Origin of the sequence: Rhizobium sp. AQ_MP (assembly GCF_014237835.1) — a bacterium.
Classification (GTDB): domain Bacteria; phylum Pseudomonadota; class Alphaproteobacteria; order Rhizobiales; family Rhizobiaceae; genus Allorhizobium.
The window spans coordinates 1-15,637 of sequence record NZ_JACJVI010000036.1; the positions used below are offsets into that span (position 1 = coordinate 1).

Below are 15,637 nucleotides of genomic sequence, written 5' to 3' on the forward strand. Positions count from 1 at the left end.
TTGTTGCCGTGGAACTGGACACCCAAGACGCTGAGTGCTCAGGCAGCCTGACCTGCGGCCTTCGCCGGATGCTTACTCGACGACTGGGCCCCGAGAAGCTCAGCGACGAGCAGCGCCGTGATCTTCTGGAGATCGTTGAGGATCGCTATGAGAGGCGATCCACCATCGTCACAAGCCAGGTGCCCGTCGATCACTGGTACGACATGATCGGCAATCCGACGCTCGCTGACGCCATCCTCGATCGCTTGGTCCACAATGCCTACCGCATCGAACTCACCGGCGAGAGCTTGCGAAAGCAGCGTCCGCTACCATCCGACGCTTGACCACACGACAATCCAGAGCCATTCAAAACAACGACCCAAGGGAGCATCGACTGGCCGGCTTCAAATCGGAATGCTGGCCGGAATGAAATCGGAACGGGTGGCCGGCTTCGTTTCGGAATCAATGGCCGGCTTCAGCGGAATACGCAATGAGCTTTGGCATGATGGCGGTGATGGCGACCTTTGGTGCTTTTCCGGCGGCTTTGAGCTGGTCGTATCTGGCCTTGAGGTCCGGGTTGAAGCGGCAGGCGACGAGAGCGGGCATGTAGAGTGCCTGGCGGACGATGGCCCTTCCGCAAGCAATGAACGCGCGTCCGGTCCATCGCCCGGACTGTCGGCTCATGGGTGCCAGTCCGCAAAGGGCCGCTGCGGCTTTCTCATCCATCTCGCCGAGTTCGGGCATTTCGATAAGAAGCGTGAAGGCAGTGATGTGCGACACGCCGGGGATCGAGACAAGGATATCAAACCCAGCCTTCAGAAGCGCGTCTTCTGCAATAAGCGCCAGGATGGCCTCGTCCACGGCCTTGATCTGCCGCTCGATCTGGCGGAGCCTGTCGGCGTTCTGTCGTTTGAAGAGCGGGCTGGAAAGGGTCTTGGCTCTGTTCTTTGCGGCGGCCCCATCCTTGATGAGCGCCAACCGCACCACATGCAACTCTTTCAGGTCATTGTGGATTTGCGCGCTTGCCTACAGGAGACGCGGTTCAAGAAACGTGCCGTGACGGGCCAGCATTGCGGCATCGATCGTATCTGTCTTGGCAAGTCTGCCGGTAGCCTCTGCAAAACGTCGGGCATAGCGGGGATTGACCTTGGAGAGCGGCACCCCTTGTGTCGTCATGAAGCGCTCGAAGGCCTTGTGATGGTGCCTGTGGGTTCATAGACAATCCGCTCCACGCCTTTTGTGCCGATCCATCGGACACCCAACATCGAACACGGCGAGCACTGCCCGATTGATACAGGCGACGAGTCTATGAATTTGTTTATCTGCTTAAAGATTCTGGCTTACTTTGCATCCGCCTTGGGCAAGATGTTGCCAAAGACATCTTGCCCAAATCGCGTTTCGCTGAACTCTTTCATTGTTTTTCGGATCAGCGAATATCCGGCTGGTGTAAAATGTATACCGTCTGCCTTGAAGTTTGCGCAGATGCTGGAGTCCGGTGCTAGGCATCGCTCTTCCAAGCTAGGAAGCAAGTTCTGATTGCTATACAGCCCGCACGTCAATTCATCATCGCCCAACACGATCGGGTATACCTTCTTGTCGTTGTCCGAAAGCGCCTTAATGTGCTGATTTAACGCCAGACGCTCTTCATCGTTTCCTCGAAAATCCTTCCCTCTCGGCGGTATTGTCAGGACGAATACATTGGCGGATGGCCAAGATGACCTAATCATTTCGACTACCTTATCAATTCCGGCAGACGCCGAGCATGCCGTTGTACCGCCATCAACCAAGTTATTTGATCCAATGAGCAGTACAACTGACTCCGGCCGCAGTTTGGAGAGATTGGCTTTCGACAAGCGCCAAATCACTTGTTGAGTGCGATCGCCGTTGACACCGAAGTTCCACACGCTTTTACCACCGAAGTCGGCTTTTGCGTCGCCCCATCCCTCCACCAGTGAGTCTCCGACAAGGACGACATCAGCCGAGTCGGGTACGGACTGGCTCTTAGTCAAGCCCATCATCATTTGGCGCGGTGTCTGCGATGGAAGAGGCTGCGATGCAATCTCGGTAGCGTGCGGTGAGCAATCCTGCGCCATGGCGGGTGCCAGAGAAGCGAATGACGCAACAAGTGAGAGGATCGCGACAGATGGTAAGCTGTTCATCATTCCACCTTGCCGCCGACATCGGCGACTTCCGTTTTCGACACGTCTCGTGCAGGGTTACCTACTAGCACCGCGCCGTCGCCGAAAGAATGCACGACCACGGCACCCGCACCAATTCTTACGTTATCGCCGAGCGTCACATCTCCTATCACGCAGGCGTTTGCTCCGATGAAGCAGTTGTCGCCAATCTTTGGATTCTTGCCTTTGCCCCTGCCAATGGTGACCCCTTGGTGAATTCGGCAATTGGCGCCAATTCTGGCCTCGCCTTCAACTGCAATCGTGCCCCAGTGAGCAATTGAAAGCCCGGGACCGAATGTGTGTGGAGGGATTGTAAATCCAAGGCGAACACTGTCTTTCTTGTGTTTATACTTTAAAATAGCCAGCTTGATTTTTCTGAATGCTGAAAGTTTTTTACTACTCTGCAGCTCCTCAATTGACCTAAGTCGCCGTTGCCATGTAAGTATAGGATATTTCATACTGATTAAATAGTTCCACCCACGAACGGGCGGCACCTGATTATTGAGGTCTCTTTCGAATATCTGCTTTGCGCGCATCTCGAGTTCCAAAAGATATATTCTTTTTGCGATAAACTGTCCAGTTGGTCTGTTGCGATAGGCCTCAATGCCGAGAAAGATTTTTTGCCGTTCAGTAGCTTCGGCGGGCTATGCGTAATTCATTCCATTCCGTCTGACAAGGCCGGGCCGGGCGCAGCATAACCCGAATCCGAAATCGAATTGTCTAGCGTTTTGCCATCCCACCACACGATCCGGATACGGTCGCTCCGCTTCGAGCGGGTAATCCTCCCCGGGAATAAGGGGCTTCGAAAGTAGAATTTTCTCGAGCTTTATGAACGAGGAGATTTTGATGAAGACGAGCAGATTCAGCGAACCCCAAATCCTTGCCATCCTGCGCCAGACCAAAGGCGGCGTTCCAGTGAAGGAGTTATGCCGGGAACATGGAATGAGCACCGCCTCCATTTACAAGTGGCGTTCGAAGTATGGCGGTATGGATGCCTCCATGATCAGCCAGATGAAGGCTCTGGAGGATGAGAACCGACGGCTGAAGAAGATGTATGCGGAGATGAGCATGCAGGCGGAACTGCTGAAGGAGGCTTTTGGAGAAAAATGACACGGCCATCTCAACGCCGAGAGATGGCCGGGAAAGCTGTGGCATTTCGAGGGGTGAGCATTGCGCTTGCCTGCCGCACCTTCGCGGTCAGCGAGACCTGCTATCGTTACAGCGCCAAGCTAAACGACGAGAACGAGCAGATAGCCGATCTGCTCATCGGCTTAACGCGGGCAAAGAAGACTTGGGGCTTCGGCCTGTGTTTTCTTTATCTGAGCAATGTCCGAGGACAGTCCGATCGCCCCCTATAATCCCGGTGGCGCAACCAGCCAGCCAGCGTGATCAGAGCCGGAAAACTCTAGCTTCCGGCGGCCCAAGGTTGGGTCCCAGAGCAAAAAAACCAAGGCTCTCCCAAAACTGGAGTGAAGTCGGATCTCAGGTCATCAGACAGGAAGCGGACCTAGTCAGAAGTTTTTCAACTAGGCTCGGACTGTCCGTAGTACGCTGCGTAAGCACTATACTTACCACCTGGGGGCTTCTCTTTCTGGTTTAAAACAATTACATGTTGTGTTTGTGGCCCGCTCTGCTGCTTAAGTGCCATCAGTGCTTTTTTCGCCATGCTTTGCGGCGTACTCGCCCACTTCAAGACGAAAACAATCATGTCAGCAAACCGGGCAAGATAAAGTGCATCCACGACAGCTCCGACCGGCGGCGTATCGATGACAATGTAGTCAAAATGCCGTTTTGCCGTTCTCAGGATTTGGTTGAAACGGTCTCCCATTAAAAGGTCGTCGGTCGCAATATCTGACACACGTGATCCGAAGATCATAGACAGATCACTCATCGGGTCGATCATCGCATGCTTCGACACCGAAGGCGGCAGATCCTGGCCACGCAGGACCTCGCTGAGCCAAGGCGTAGCCGTTACCCCAGTCAGCTTGCTGAGGCTTGGCTTACGTAGATCGCAGTCTATGATCAAGGTTTTGCGACCAGAGCGCGCAAGTGTGCGAGCAAGTGCCAGGGCGGTCGTGGATTTGCCCTCGTTAGGCTCCGTCGATGTCACCATAATGACCAGCCCAGCCTTATCTTCTGCAACGGTTGCCATGTCCACTTTCCGCCGCTCGACGAGAACTCGCAGACGACGAATGCTTTCAGCGAAAACGGAAAGTGGTGCCGAAACCACGAGATCGGCTACGCCAATCTTGACGAGATTCGTCGAGCCAGATTGCCGAGGCACCGTGGTGGCCAGTGGGGTTCTCAGTACCTGCTCGACTTGATCCTCTGAGGTGAAGCCGCCGATGAACAGCTCACGGAGGATTGCCGCCGCCCCGCCCAAGCATAAGGCGAATACACCAGCCAAGGCGAGCATGAGGCGCTTATTGGGAAAGGAAGCCTGGGTCGGTATTGATGCCTGGTTCACAACACGAGCATCAGCGACTTGCAGCTGTGCCTGAACATCAAGTTCCCGCAATCGCTGCAAGAGACTTTGATACTGGCTTCTTGCGATCTCCGAGGACTGCTGGAGCGAATAGATTTCAGTTAGCACTTCGGGCGGCAAATTGCTGTTCAGCATCGCCGTGCGCATCTCTGCTCGCACCGTATTCCCGCGGTCTTCGTAGGACGCCACCTCCTGCTGGAGCTTGGTGAGTTCTCGACCAGCCTCATCGACGATCTGCGCCTGGATCTGTTCAAGTTCCGAGCGTAAATTAATGGCCCGCTCGCTGCCTTCAGTCGCCAGGGCAAGAGCAGCGTTTACCTCCTCTTGACGCTGCTGCAGTTGCCGGATGGCATCGGCCTGCAGATTGGCCGTCAGGGCCGAAATATCGCCAGCATTCAGGCTGAGCTCAACCACTTGAGCGAGGCCACTCACACGCTCGCGCTCGGTTCGGATTCTCTCAAACTCTGATCTAAGCTGAGCAATCCTCGGTGATGCCGACTGCTCCTCGATGCGATCGAGATTCTCGCTTAGGTACCTATCAAACCCACGCTCGCTTTCAATCAATGCGTTGTTCGCCTGGCTGATCTGACTTTCGATGATGTTACGCGAGGCTACGGTTCTCGACACCTTGGACTGGAGCTGCAGGTCGATGTAAGTCGATGCAATCGAGTTTGCCAACTTCGCGGCTTTTGCCGGAGTCTTGGATGTCACAGAAATCTCTATGATGTAAGTCAAACCTTGACGCCTGACGGTGACAGCACTCTGGAGCCGCGCAAGTGCCTGGCCCAGGAGCATTTCGCCCGAGGGCGCTGCAACGGGGACCACATTCAGATAGGATCTGATCCAATCGAAACGACCCGGCCGAATACCGAATTCAGGATCGGCAAGAAGGTTCTCACGCCTGATCACTTCCAGATATATGTTGTCCGAACGCAGTATCGAGACCTCGCTCTCGACGCGGGCGTTTGCATCACTGACCGAGACATTCATGCGATCATCGGGTTGCAGCAAATCTTTATTTGACAGATCAACAAGAACCTTGTTCGTCGCAGTGTATTCTGGAGTCAGTGTGTAAAGAACGCCGGCTGTCAGAAGCACAATAGTCACTACGATCGAAACCATCAGCCACAATTGGCGCCTGAACAGACCGATGATGGATTTCAGATCGATCTCTTGCTCCATTTGGAACTCCCAGCAGTTTCGAAGGTTCGTTTCTGGCGATGTACCAGTATGGTACTTTTCGGCAATGCAAAAAGTCTCAATTGGTTAATCCGAAAAGAGTACATCGAGCCTGTTCGGAAGAATGCGCAGAGCCGCCAGGCGCCCACTCTCATAGACCTTCAGGTCCAGATTGATGTGACGGGCTGTCACGTCAATCTCCTTGATCGGTGTATGACCGTGGACGATCGTCATGTCTCCGCCATAGGCGTTCCAGTCAAACTGGTAGGGGCGGCTCGTAAGCAATACATCATCGACCTGATTATCGATCGCCAAGGCCGGATCAATTCCTGCATGGACGAAACAATAGCTTCCAACACGAAGCATGACAGGGAGAGCCTCGAGGAAGTCGACATGCTCTTGCGGGATCATAGCCCGCGCCTGGGATGCGAGCGGGTGTCGCTTTGCGTCGTCGAGGTAGATGCCGTAAGATGCAAGCGTCTCGTCACCTCCAAGGCCAAGCCATTGGCCAGCAGGGGAGGGGGAGTTCCAGAAATCCAGAAACATCTGGTCGTGGTTGCCAAGTAGGCAGATCCTGCAAAAATCGGCAGGAAGGGGCTTCAAGAGATGTTCAATTACTGAGGCAGATGAGGGGCCGCGATCAACATAGTCGCCAAGCATCACGACAAGTTTCGGACCACTCAATTCGCGACCGTCCACCATGATCTTATTCTCAAGCTTCTGGAGTTCGTCCTGACATCCGTGTATGTCACCGATCGCGTAGATACAGGAGAAATCCGGGTCGAGAACGAGTCTGTCCCGCTTGAGAGCAGGCGCGCTTTTCCGCATTCGAAAGATCGACTTAACCCAGTTCTTCACAGCGTTTTCCTCTCACCGCCGGCAAGCCGTGCTGCTGCCGTAGCGATGATTGCCATGAACAGCAAGGCATAACCGTGGATCTCGAGGCTGAAATCCACCAGAGCGTGGGTCATTGCAACGACACCGACAACGATCCCCACAGCGGATGCATAATCTGGCGATGGACGCCGCCAGAAGTGTAATGCCAACTTGGCCATAAGGCGGAGAAAGACAACCCACGGAATACTACCGAACAGGAGCCCGTAATCAGCCCAGGTGCCGAGATAAGAGTTGTGCGCCTTCTGCCAGATAAGGTCTACGCTGACTTCGGGCTGATGAAACAAGGGAAAGGCCAGCTCAAAGGTGCCACCACCGAAACCTGTCCACGGACGATCCATAGTCATTGTCCATGTCTGCCGATAGAGAGCCAGACGCACATCCGCATCCCGATCGACGGAGCCCAAGCGCTCAACCGTAAGATTGCCGTAGCCCCAGAGGATCGCTGCCATCACGATCAGACACAAGGCGACAATAAGTGCGCTCTTCAGCAACGTCTTTCCGGTGTTTATCTGCTTCGGCAATATGAGAAAGGCCATCAGCAAGACACCGACTATTCCAACAAAGAAGCCCATTCGAGAGCCCGTGCCAAACAGAACTGCAACTATGAGCAAAAGTCCGAGCACCTTGAACACAAGGGATCGAAGGTTCCCGGACGAATTCAGGCTTCCTTCTCCCCCGCTGATGTCCCTCAAAATGAGGGCTGTCCCCACCACGGCGCCACTTGCGAGAAAGGTAGCAAAGGTGTTTCGGTTTACGAATGCCCCAGTCATTGAACCAAGATAGGTCCATTTCGGCCCAAAAAGAGTCGAATCGTCGAACTCATGAAACAACACGAAGCCAAGCGCTGCATGGATGACGACAATCCAGAAGATGATCGTCAGAAAGCGGATCGAACGCTGCTCATTCCGAGTAAACTGCAACACGAGATAGGCAAGTACGAAAACGTTCAGCCAAGTTATCAAGGCAAGTAAAGTTTCGGTTGGCGCAACGCTTAATGTATAGCCGGACGGCAGACCGAATCGACTGACATCGGAAAGGTCACCAAGGGGTAGGATCTGGACTGCGTTGAATATCAAAAACACCGAAATCAGAACGATCTCGGGACGAAAGGATGCGACTGACGCGGCAGGAGCTAGATCGAACTTCCACAAGAGAAGCGACTTGACCGCCAGCATGACGCCAAGAACAGCCAGGACGATAGGCCACACCAATGGCCTGTTGCCGCCCAGAGCGAACGGGGTCAACATGATGGTCGATGCAACAACCCACATAGAAACAGTATTGATGTAAGGTCGGGTCATGGATTGCCTGGTTAAGAGATCCGAGTACGAACTGGACCAGAAAAGAAGACAGGATCAGGGAACAGAACCTTGCGACACCCGTCTGACGCTGCTAATAAAACGCCTCTTATCGTCATTGCTCATCTGTTCAACGACGGATGTTATCCGTTCACGGAAGTCCTCGTCGGACCAATAACGTCCGGCGATCGCCGCGATGCCGGAGCGGCTCATGACCATCAGTGTCAGATCCGACCTGTGATTTTCGCCATTCTCTGCGTCGAGCAGAGACATGGCATCCTCGGCCAAGGAAACCCGGAGTGCTGCAACCCATTGCTCATTGGGACCAGCACGCCGAGCGTAATCGAGATACTTGTTTAGGGCCTCTTGATCACCAAGAACATAAGAAGCGCGTGCTGCGACCACCCAGGTCAGAGAATCAATGGTCGTATGAGAGGCATAGCTGAGAGCATGGTCCAAACAGGTTTGAGCATGGGCGACACGCTCACCACCCGGAGCAACCGCCTGCCAAACACCGGTCATACCCCAAATACAGGCGGACATCAGGCGCTTATGGCCATAAAATGAATAGGCAGGAGCCAATCTATCTTGCGCGAGAGCGACCGTCGTGGAAAGGCTCTCCTGTCCGCCATAACCCAGAACAGGAAACTCGCGAACCAGAACAACCAGGGACAACAGAACTGCACAAACGCCGGCTATGAGAGTAATTGAGGCCTTCATAGATACCGCAGCCATTTCGGCACAGAGCGCCAGCACTGGTGCAGCGCAGAAAAAGCGAAGAGGGCGCGCATCACGCACCCTCTTTGGATCTACAACAGCTTAAATCAGATACCGCTTGCGGCAACTCCGCCGATAGCCGCAGTATCAACACCTCCACCAGCAGCAACCGTCTGGGCGATCTGAGCAACCTGCACCGCCTGAGCCGGATCAGGGGAAGCAGCAGCGACCGCCTCAATCGCCGCAGCGATCTGGGCACGAACAGCAGGGGGTGCAGTCGGGCCGGCAACCGTCGAGATCGCGACCGTCATACGCGTGATCAAATCAGGCGTCAGAGCGCCCGCCACTCGAGCGCGAGCCACCAGGGCCTCCACAAGAGCCTGACATGCAGCAGCGTCGGCAGCGCAACCTGAAGCCACGGCATCGACCTCAGCATCGAAGGCTGTCTGCGCATGGGCACCACCCGAGAATGAAGCCGCAATAATGAAAGCACCAGCCAAGATTTTCTTCATGTCATCACTCCTTACCTTTACGTTTCGTATACCAAAGCATTTGTCCCTTCGCAAGTGCAGAAACACCAGTATTCATTTTTCATCGAGAATCTATGTGGGATCATAAATTTCAGCCGCCAAGCCAAAAAAAACAACGATCGCTAGAATTTTATGCATTCACTTAAAGCGGCCTGAGGAACTCATCTCGTAAGTTGCTGCCATCGACGGACTTCCCGGACGAAGAAGAACAACAACGAAATCCGAACAGGGACTACAGAGATGATGAAGAAGACGCTCATGGTGCTGGCCACTATGCTGGCAGTTGGCGCAGCGACCGCCCCGCAGGCATCAGCTTTCCAGATCGGCGGTCTCGCAAGACAGCTCGACCTCGGCGGCGCGCGCACCAATGCACCGCTTCAGATGCAACTCTTTTGCCTACAGAACCCTAGAGATTGCAAGCCTTCGAAGGCCAAGGTGGTGACCTATTCGGCGGAAGTCGAAAGAACGATCCGCCGAATCAACGACGCCGTCAATCGCGAGATCAAGCCGACGCGCGAAAAGCGCGACATCTGGTCCGTCAATGTCAAGAAGGGCGATTGTGACGATTATGTCATGACCAAGCGCCAAAGGCTAATCCGTGCCGGCATCCCGGCGTCTGCCCTTCGCGTCGCAGTGGTGCGCACACGAATGGGAGAAGGCCATGCAGTTCTGATCGTCAAGACAACAGCTGGTGAATTCGTTCTCGACAATCTTCGCCGCACGGTCGTGAAGCGTCATGCTACGAACTACAGCTATGTCAGCGTATCCAGCGGAAACCCGCTGAAATGGACCCGCTAATCGCAGGACAATAGTGTTGCGGCACGGACTGCAGCCATCCGGCAAATGGGACAGGCACGGGAAATTCCAGATGCCTGTCCGCAGCCCTGACAGTGCACGCCATAACACGTCGTCCACCACGCACGCATGAAGACAAACTAATAAATCCCGCTGCGCCGACGCAGGAGACCAAGAGATGACACTTCGCATGAAATCAGGGCTCGCAGCGATCTCATTCTCGGCGCTCTGCTGGGCAGTCGTTATCAATGCCTCATTGACATACCTCAATGGGGGCGTGGACGGGCTGGACCCTGTGGTCACAGCCAGCACAGTAAACGCGGAGCATCCGCTAACTCGATGATCGCTTGAGGGCCAGATCCGGGCGCGTCCTATCGGCCTGTCAGAACCCGACTCGCCGCCTTCTCATCCTGAGCACGGGTTTCATCACATTGCTTGGAGCCGATTTCCAGGCGAACTACCTTGTGACCCTTCTCAATTGGGAGCACGACATCGTCCTGAAGTCTGTGTTGGCTCAAGACTTCGTAAGACAGGAATAAGCCACCAGCCGGTCTTCCGTCCTTTGATACGGCAATCAACACCATGCATACCAAATCGTTGTCGCTCCGGTCTTCGTTCTCAAGTTTGACCTTCAGATTTAAAGCACGCGGCGACTGCGACGGCACGATGAAAACACTGTAGGCCTGCGGCCGCTTCCAATCCCATTTCGACGACAAAAGCAGGCATGGAAAGCTTCGATCCGTGGCGCAGGGGCCCAGTTGACGAACATTCCACACATAATCAGCAAGACCAAGCTTGGGTCCCAATGCCGAGGGGTCACTTGCGAGCAGTCCGAGAGTGATTGTCAGCTGCTTCAGTGCTGTTGCCATATCAAAACATTCCCGGCGGCATGTGAGGTGGCGCTTCAGTTGAACTCGATCGACACAGAATTGCCGATGTATCCAAACAAGCTCAATGCGAGGCTTAGACCTGGAGAGCGAAATAGAGAATCGATCGAGGTCTACAATTAACTTTGCTGCTTATGCGAAGTGATGCAATAGTCGCCATCGACGACCTCTCGCGAGCGGTCAGGAATTCATTGAGATTTTGAGGTCGAGGTCAGTCAAACCCCAGTGGATGGCCATTGAAGCTCGCATATGCCGCGCTCCCCGGTGCCGGCATTGCCTGAAGGCGCTGTTCAACTTATGTTTCACGGAGTTTACAGCGCTCGAATTCCCTCAGTCGGTGGGAAATCTGGCGTCAAAGCTTGACACACACTATCACTCACCCAATAAACAAGTTAGGCTGCGGCCTTAAATTGAATATGTATAAACTTTTCGTAACTTAGTGGAGGTCTGATTTGACGACTGATGGCAAAGGTTAAACCGGAATCGAACGGCGCTACTTAATGGCTTGCACCACTTCCATCCAGAATGTCGGCTGCTGCCTGGGCCAAAACACCTGCAACTTCATCCGTCGTATAGCCGGCGGCCAAAGCGTGCCGCACAAGAATGTTCACGGCATAGCCGAGCGACATATCGACCTCTAGTGGACGGAGCCACCCTTCGTCGCCGCCTGGACCCATTTTCAGCGAGCCCAAAGCAGCATGCAGCTTTTCTGCAAAGTCCATCTCAAATCTCCCTAAGATTAGTACGAAGGACAAACCAGAAAATATAATCTACAGCAACCATCGGATGAATTCATACTTAACGCCACAGGAAAACGAAATATTTGAAAAATTTAATCGTATTATATCTATATTGAATTTCTGATCGAAGTAAATACCGACTACGAATTTGATGTTTTTGCGGATTTTCGTGTTTCGTGCGAAAATTTATCATCATGTAAATCCACCGTGAATTACGTTCGGCTAGATATTCTTATCTTTTTTCAGCACCTGCGCTTTCAAATGCACAACTATCTGGTGCCAAACGAGGTTCCGTCCATCGCAGACGCGCGCATCTGCGGTAGTCATTAGGATGATCATGTCCCAGGGAGTGGTGTAGCTGGGTGATAGCGAAGCCGCTCGCGAGCGCGCCCTCCAATGTGCTGTAGGGAGCGGGCGGCGTAGCGGTGGTCACCAGTGTTTTCCGGTAGGGTCGGGTTGCTTAGAGCCAACCTGAAGGACACCACCGATGACCGACGACATGATGAACCTGCGCTCACTCGTTGAGAAGAGTGCTGATGCCGATTTGCTGCGCGAGATGATCGAGTTTGCTGCCGAGAAGCTGATGGCGCTGGAGGTCGGCACAAAGACCGGCGCGGGCTATGGCGAGAAGAACGGCTTCCGACTTGCCCAGCGCAATGGCTACCGCGACCGAGACTGGGAGACGCGTGCAGGAACCGTTGAGTTGCGCATTCCCAAGCTTCGCACAGGCAGCTACTTCCCGAGTTTCCTGGAGCCGCGCCGCATGGCAGAGAAGGCTCTGACTGCGGTGATCCAAGAGGCCTATATCCAGGGCGTCTCGACCCGATCCGTCGATGATCTCGTCAAGGCCATGGGCATGAGCGGCATCTCCAAGAGCCAGGTATCCCGGCTCTGCGAAGAGATCGATGAGAAGGTGAAGGCTTTCCTCGACCGGCCCATCGAGGGTGAATGGCCCTATCTCTGGATCGATGCCACCTACCTTAAGGTCCGACGCGGAGGGCGCATCGTCTCGGTCGCGGTCATCATCGCCGTCGGCGTTAACACCGATGGTCGACGCGAGGTGCTCGGCATGGAGATTGGCACATCAGAGGCAAAAGCGATCTGGACGGAGTTCCTGCGCAAACTGACCAGACGAGGCCTGCGCGGCGTCAAGCTCGTCGTCTCCGATGCGCATGAGGGCATCAAGGCCGCGGTGTCGAAGGTGCTCTCCGCCACCTGGCAGAGGTGCAGGGTTCACTTCATGCGCAACGCGCTCGCCCATGCTGGGAAGAGCGGACGGCGCGTCGTCTCCGCCTTCATCGCCACGGCCTTCGCCCAGGACACACCGGAAGCTGCCAGCCAGCAGTGGCGTAGTGTCGCCGACCAGATCAGGTCGAAGGTGCCGAAACTCGCTACGCTGATGGATAGCGCCGAACAGGATGTGCTCGCCTATATGACCTTTCCCAAGCAGCACTGGGCAAAGCTTCATTCGACAAATCCGATCGAGCGTCTCAACGGCGAGATCAAGCGACGCACAGAAGTCGTCGGCATCTTTCCAAATGACGATGCCATCGTCAGACTGGTCGGAGCATTGCTGCTTGAGCAAAACGACGAGTGGGCTGTTCAGCGATCCCGCTACATGACACTGGAAACAATCGCCACGATGAGCGATGATCCGCTCATCAGCCTGCCAGCCGCAAGCTGATTAATTCCCGGCTTCGTCCGGAAGGCATGGTGACCGCCGAAGCTACACCACGCGGTGGGACACGATCCATTAGGATACCCCGGGCAGTAGGCTAACAAGAGCTCATTCCCAACTCGATCCTTCCTTCAGACCATTTCTTGCCGCAGGTTTAGATGTTTATACGGGTCCTCACTGATCAGAACCCATTTGCCCATTCTCTTCGTCCGATGGACATGATGCGCCAAGGCTGGCTTTGGAGCTTTCGCCAGGCGTCACAGCAGTGAGCGACGATATCGTCATAGGACTTGAAGACGCGGTTCGACAGCCAGTTCTCGCGCATGAAGTGCCAGAGATTTTCGACTGGGTTCAGTTCCGGCGACTTCGGCGGCAGTGGCAGGATCGAGATGTTGCCTAGGATGACAGACATCAAAGCCATGCGCAAGGACAACGTCTCCTTTCGTTGTCATTCTTTCGAGATGGCTTGCGCTGATCTGGATATCGAGCATCGTTTGACCAAACCCCGTCATCCCTGGACCAACGGCCAGGTCGAGCGGATGAACCGCACAATCAAAGATGCGACCGTCAAACGCTTCCACTGTTCGTTGTCTTGCTCATAGCGACTCCACTTTCTCAGAAGTTGGAGCCTCCGGCAAACCCGGTGCGGTTCATCCTTCCATTCGTGTGAGAAGATTGCACCATCAAAACCTGGGATCAAACATCTAGCGCACCTACCTCCCTTGATCTTTGCCAGCTGAACTTCCCAGATGTATCGAAGGAGGATCGAATTGCCTGACCAAAAGCCGCGGCTATGCGGATGGCCGCCTTGTGTTTAGGCTGTGGACATGATGGATCTGGTCAGTAGATCAGCTGTCATTTTCGGTGTCCTCTGGGGGATTTCGAGTGCAATGACAGATTGTTCGGTGACGGTCCTCAAAGGAAGCCTAGGCCCGACAGCACCAGCCACCAGAACATGGCTGACAGCAACATGCTGACAAGGAGAGCTTTGAGCCTGAAGGTAGTGCGTAACATTATCTTTTACTCGACAACATATTCGAATCGACCTCATTCCAACCCACCCGTTGCCAAGATATCGAGGGTTCCTACCTGCCTGTCGGCCCCAAGATCTTGTATTGAGAGCGACGATCACGCAGACGTGGTCTGGTTTCGGGCAAATGAGGTTTGAAGCAGAGGCAAGTACGGAAAAGAGCGTTAAACCGACTCAGCGAAAAAATTCAGTTTTAACATGCTCTTATCCAGAGGACTGGCCATGTGCGCGACGCGGTGATGGAGTTCGCCGTTGTGTTGCCGCCACTTTTTCAGTCGCAGCAACACACTTGGAATATGATCACTGTCTGCTAATCGATGACGCTCAGCCTGAGGATCGGCCTGCTCCTCAGTCTTGAGGGCAGCAAATCGCATCGTTGGTCGCGTGGCGGCCTCAGCGATGGCCTCCGCGTCGATAATGTCAGTCTCTTGTTCGATTTAACGTAAGGGCTTCACAAACTGGGCCGGGATCAGCCGTACTTTGTGCCCGAGCGCCTGGATCTTCCTCGCAATCCACTGAGACCCCGCGCATGATTCCATTCCCACAGTCGCGGGTTCTGCCCGCTGGAAGAACTGAAGCAACGTGTCCCGTCGGAACCGAACCCGTTGGACGACCGTACCGTCGCTGCCCAACGCCACGACGTGGAAGATGTTCTCCCCAATATCAATCCCATAGACCGCCGCGGGACGCGGCACATTGCGTTTAGGCATAGCAACCTCCTTTGGTTTGACCGCCTCATGATGCGGCAGGAGGACGAGGCGGACCATCCCATTAGTGGTGACGCCCGCAGCAAGGCGGGAAGCTGTCACGCATCTGGTGGAACAACATCGGATGAGCGAACCACTGCCCGTCAGGCGGTGTTTACACCGCTGAGAGGGGCGGGCGTGTATAGCCATGGGCTTTTGCCGAATGACAGTTCGTTATGAAGAACTGGCTCGGGAAATCTGCACAGCTAGGATAAGTGGAATTTCTGCCTGACTTCGGCTTAGATGCCGGGAACAGGAGAGACCATGACGAGACGACCGCGCCGGAACCACAGCCCGGCTTTCAAGGCAAAGGTGGCGCTCGCCGCCATCAGAGGCGAGCAGACGCTGGTGGAATTATCCCAGCAGTTCGATGTGCACGCCAACCAGATCAAACAGTGGAAAGATCAGCTCCTTGAGGGGGCGACGGGCGTTTTCGGCGATGAAACGAAGGCGGAGCCGTCGGGTCCGACCGTCGATGTCAAAACGCTGCACGCGAAAA

General features: G+C 54.6%; 15 protein-coding genes and 4 pseudogenes. 6 read left to right on the top strand and 13 right to left on the bottom strand.

Translation table 11 applies throughout. The annotated features are described in order from the left end of the window. A partial coding sequence (locus tag H6M51_RS23760; protein WP_246780668.1) for an ATP-binding protein occupies window positions 1–323 on the top strand: 323 nt, incomplete at its 5' end. A gap of 118 nt (window positions 324–441) precedes the next feature. Here the strand turns inward: H6M51_RS23760 and H6M51_RS23765 are convergent. The 4 genes from H6M51_RS23765 to H6M51_RS23775 all read right to left on the bottom strand — a co-directional run bounded on the left by H6M51_RS23765 (window position 442) and on the right by H6M51_RS23775 (window position 2,692). After that, window positions 442–963 (bottom strand): transposase, encoded by a 522-nt coding sequence (locus tag H6M51_RS23765; protein WP_210314923.1) that lies wholly within the window; start codon window positions 961–963, stop codon window positions 442–444. A 42-nt stretch (window positions 964–1,005) separates the two neighbouring features. Next, the gene (locus H6M51_RS24545) at window positions 1,006–1,155 is read right to left on the bottom strand and encodes a hypothetical protein (RefSeq protein ID WP_210314924.1); all 150 of its coding nucleotides are present in this window, start codon (window positions 1,153–1,155) and stop codon (window positions 1,006–1,008) included. Window positions 1,156–1,319: 164 nt separating this feature from the next. Next, entirely contained in the window at window positions 1,320–2,138 is an 819-nt protein-coding gene (locus tag H6M51_RS23770; protein ID WP_185812250.1) for a GDSL-type esterase/lipase family protein, read from the bottom strand. Then, the gene (locus H6M51_RS23775; RefSeq protein ID WP_185812251.1) at window positions 2,138–2,692 is read right to left on the bottom strand and encodes a serine acetyltransferase; all 555 of its coding nucleotides are present in this window, start codon (window positions 2,690–2,692) and stop codon (window positions 2,138–2,140) included. The genes H6M51_RS23770 and H6M51_RS23775 overlap by 1 nt, the downstream gene beginning before the upstream one ends. Before the next feature lie 310 nt (window positions 2,693–3,002). Between H6M51_RS23775 and H6M51_RS23780 the strand changes: the two are divergent. Beyond that, window positions 3,003–3,493, top strand: a pseudogene (locus H6M51_RS23780) (transposase); the annotation flags it as partial. Window positions 3,494–3,678: 185 nt separating this feature from the next. On the opposite strand, the gene H6M51_RS23785 reads toward H6M51_RS23780, so the two are convergent. The 5 genes from H6M51_RS23785 to H6M51_RS23805 all read right to left on the bottom strand — a co-directional run bounded on the left by H6M51_RS23785 (window position 3,679) and on the right by H6M51_RS23805 (window position 9,244). Further along, window positions 3,679–5,823: a polysaccharide biosynthesis tyrosine autokinase gene (locus H6M51_RS23785; protein ID WP_185812252.1), complete on the bottom strand. Its 2,145-nt coding sequence runs from the start codon at window positions 5,821–5,823 to the stop codon at window positions 3,679–3,681. Between the two features lie 84 nt (window positions 5,824–5,907). Further along, window positions 5,908–6,678: a metallophosphoesterase family protein gene (locus tag H6M51_RS23790; protein WP_185812253.1), complete on the bottom strand. Its 771-nt coding sequence runs from the start codon at window positions 6,676–6,678 to the stop codon at window positions 5,908–5,910. Then, on the bottom strand, window positions 6,675–8,018 hold the full coding sequence (locus tag H6M51_RS23795; RefSeq protein ID WP_185812254.1) for an O-antigen ligase: 1,344 nt from the start codon (window positions 8,016–8,018) through the stop codon (window positions 6,675–6,677). Before H6M51_RS23795 ends, H6M51_RS23790 begins: the two co-directional genes overlap by 4 nt. 54 nt (window positions 8,019–8,072) lie before the next feature. After that, complete coding sequence (locus tag H6M51_RS23800) at window positions 8,073–8,750, bottom strand: hypothetical protein (RefSeq protein ID WP_185812255.1); 678 nt, start codon at window positions 8,748–8,750, stop codon at window positions 8,073–8,075. An 89-nt stretch (window positions 8,751–8,839) separates the two neighbouring features. Further along, window positions 8,840–9,244: a hypothetical protein gene (locus H6M51_RS23805; RefSeq protein WP_185812256.1), complete on the bottom strand. Its 405-nt coding sequence runs from the start codon at window positions 9,242–9,244 to the stop codon at window positions 8,840–8,842. Between the two features lie 258 nt (window positions 9,245–9,502). On the opposite strand from H6M51_RS23805, the gene H6M51_RS23810 reads away from it, so the two are divergent. Beyond that, on the top strand, window positions 9,503–10,060 hold the full coding sequence (locus tag H6M51_RS23810) for a transglutaminase-like cysteine peptidase (RefSeq protein ID WP_185812257.1): 558 nt from the start codon (window positions 9,503–9,505) through the stop codon (window positions 10,058–10,060). 368 nt (window positions 10,061–10,428) lie between these two features. Here the strand turns inward: H6M51_RS23810 and H6M51_RS23815 are convergent, their stop codons facing one another. Then, window positions 10,429–10,926 carry a hypothetical protein gene (locus H6M51_RS23815; RefSeq protein WP_185812258.1) on the bottom strand — a complete coding sequence of 166 codons (498 nt, stop codon included), beginning with the start codon at window positions 10,924–10,926 and terminating at the stop codon, window positions 10,429–10,431. Between the two features lie 515 nt (window positions 10,927–11,441). Continuing rightward, window positions 11,442–11,666 (bottom strand): hypothetical protein, encoded by a 225-nt coding sequence (locus H6M51_RS23820; RefSeq protein ID WP_185812259.1) that lies wholly within the window; start codon window positions 11,664–11,666, stop codon window positions 11,442–11,444. A 505-nt stretch (window positions 11,667–12,171) separates the two neighbouring features. Between H6M51_RS23820 and H6M51_RS23825 the strand changes: the two genes are divergently transcribed. Then, window positions 12,172–13,368 (top strand): IS256 family transposase, encoded by a 1,197-nt coding sequence (locus H6M51_RS23825; protein ID WP_185812260.1) that lies wholly within the window; start codon window positions 12,172–12,174, stop codon window positions 13,366–13,368. Between the two features lie 175 nt (window positions 13,369–13,543). On the opposite strand, the pseudogene H6M51_RS23830 reads toward H6M51_RS23825, so the two are convergent. After that, window positions 13,544–13,765: pseudogene (locus tag H6M51_RS23830) on the bottom strand (transposase); the annotation flags it as partial. A gap of 70 nt (window positions 13,766–13,835) precedes the next feature. Here H6M51_RS23830 and H6M51_RS23835 point away from each other — a divergent pair. Further along, window positions 13,836–13,943: pseudogene (locus tag H6M51_RS23835) on the top strand (integrase core domain-containing protein); the annotation flags it as partial. Window positions 13,944–14,739: 796 nt separating this feature from the next. Here H6M51_RS23835 and H6M51_RS25105 read toward each other — a convergent pair. Next, window positions 14,740–15,102 (bottom strand): annotated as a pseudogene (locus H6M51_RS25105) (transposase); the annotation flags it as partial. 300 nt (window positions 15,103–15,402) lie between these two features. On the opposite strand from H6M51_RS25105, the gene H6M51_RS23840 reads away from it, so the two are divergent. Next, the coding region (locus H6M51_RS23840; RefSeq protein WP_246780669.1) for a transposase at window positions 15,403–15,637 on the top strand (235 nt) is incomplete at its 3' end.

Coding starts and splice junctions, on each gene's coding strand:
- H6M51_RS24545 (WP_210314924.1), bottom strand. CDS start 1,155: ATGACGACACAAGGGGTGCCGCTCTCCAAGGTCAATCCCCGCTATGCC.
- H6M51_RS23770 (WP_185812250.1), bottom strand. CDS start 2,138: ATGAACAGCTTACCATCTGTCGCGATCCTCTCACTTGTTGCGTCATTC.
- H6M51_RS23775 (WP_185812251.1), bottom strand. CDS start 2,692: ATGCGCGCAAAGCAGATATTCGAAAGAGACCTCAATAATCAGGTGCCG.
- H6M51_RS23785 (WP_185812252.1), bottom strand. CDS start 5,823: ATGGAGCAAGAGATCGATCTGAAATCCATCATCGGTCTGTTCAGGCGC.
- H6M51_RS23795 (WP_185812254.1), bottom strand. CDS start 8,018: ATGACCCGACCTTACATCAATACTGTTTCTATGTGGGTTGTTGCATCG.
- H6M51_RS23800 (WP_185812255.1), bottom strand. CDS start 8,750: ATGGCTGCGGTATCTATGAAGGCCTCAATTACTCTCATAGCCGGCGTT.
- H6M51_RS23805 (WP_185812256.1), bottom strand. CDS start 9,244: ATGAAGAAAATCTTGGCTGGTGCTTTCATTATTGCGGCTTCATTCTCG.
- H6M51_RS23810 (WP_185812257.1), top strand. CDS start 9,503: ATGATGAAGAAGACGCTCATGGTGCTGGCCACTATGCTGGCAGTTGGC.
- H6M51_RS23815 (WP_185812258.1), bottom strand. CDS start 10,926: ATGGCAACAGCACTGAAGCAGCTGACAATCACTCTCGGACTGCTCGCA.
- H6M51_RS23820 (WP_185812259.1), bottom strand. CDS start 11,666: ATGGACTTTGCAGAAAAGCTGCATGCTGCTTTGGGCTCGCTGAAAATG.
- H6M51_RS23825 (WP_185812260.1), top strand. CDS start 12,172: ATGACCGACGACATGATGAACCTGCGCTCACTCGTTGAGAAGAGTGCT.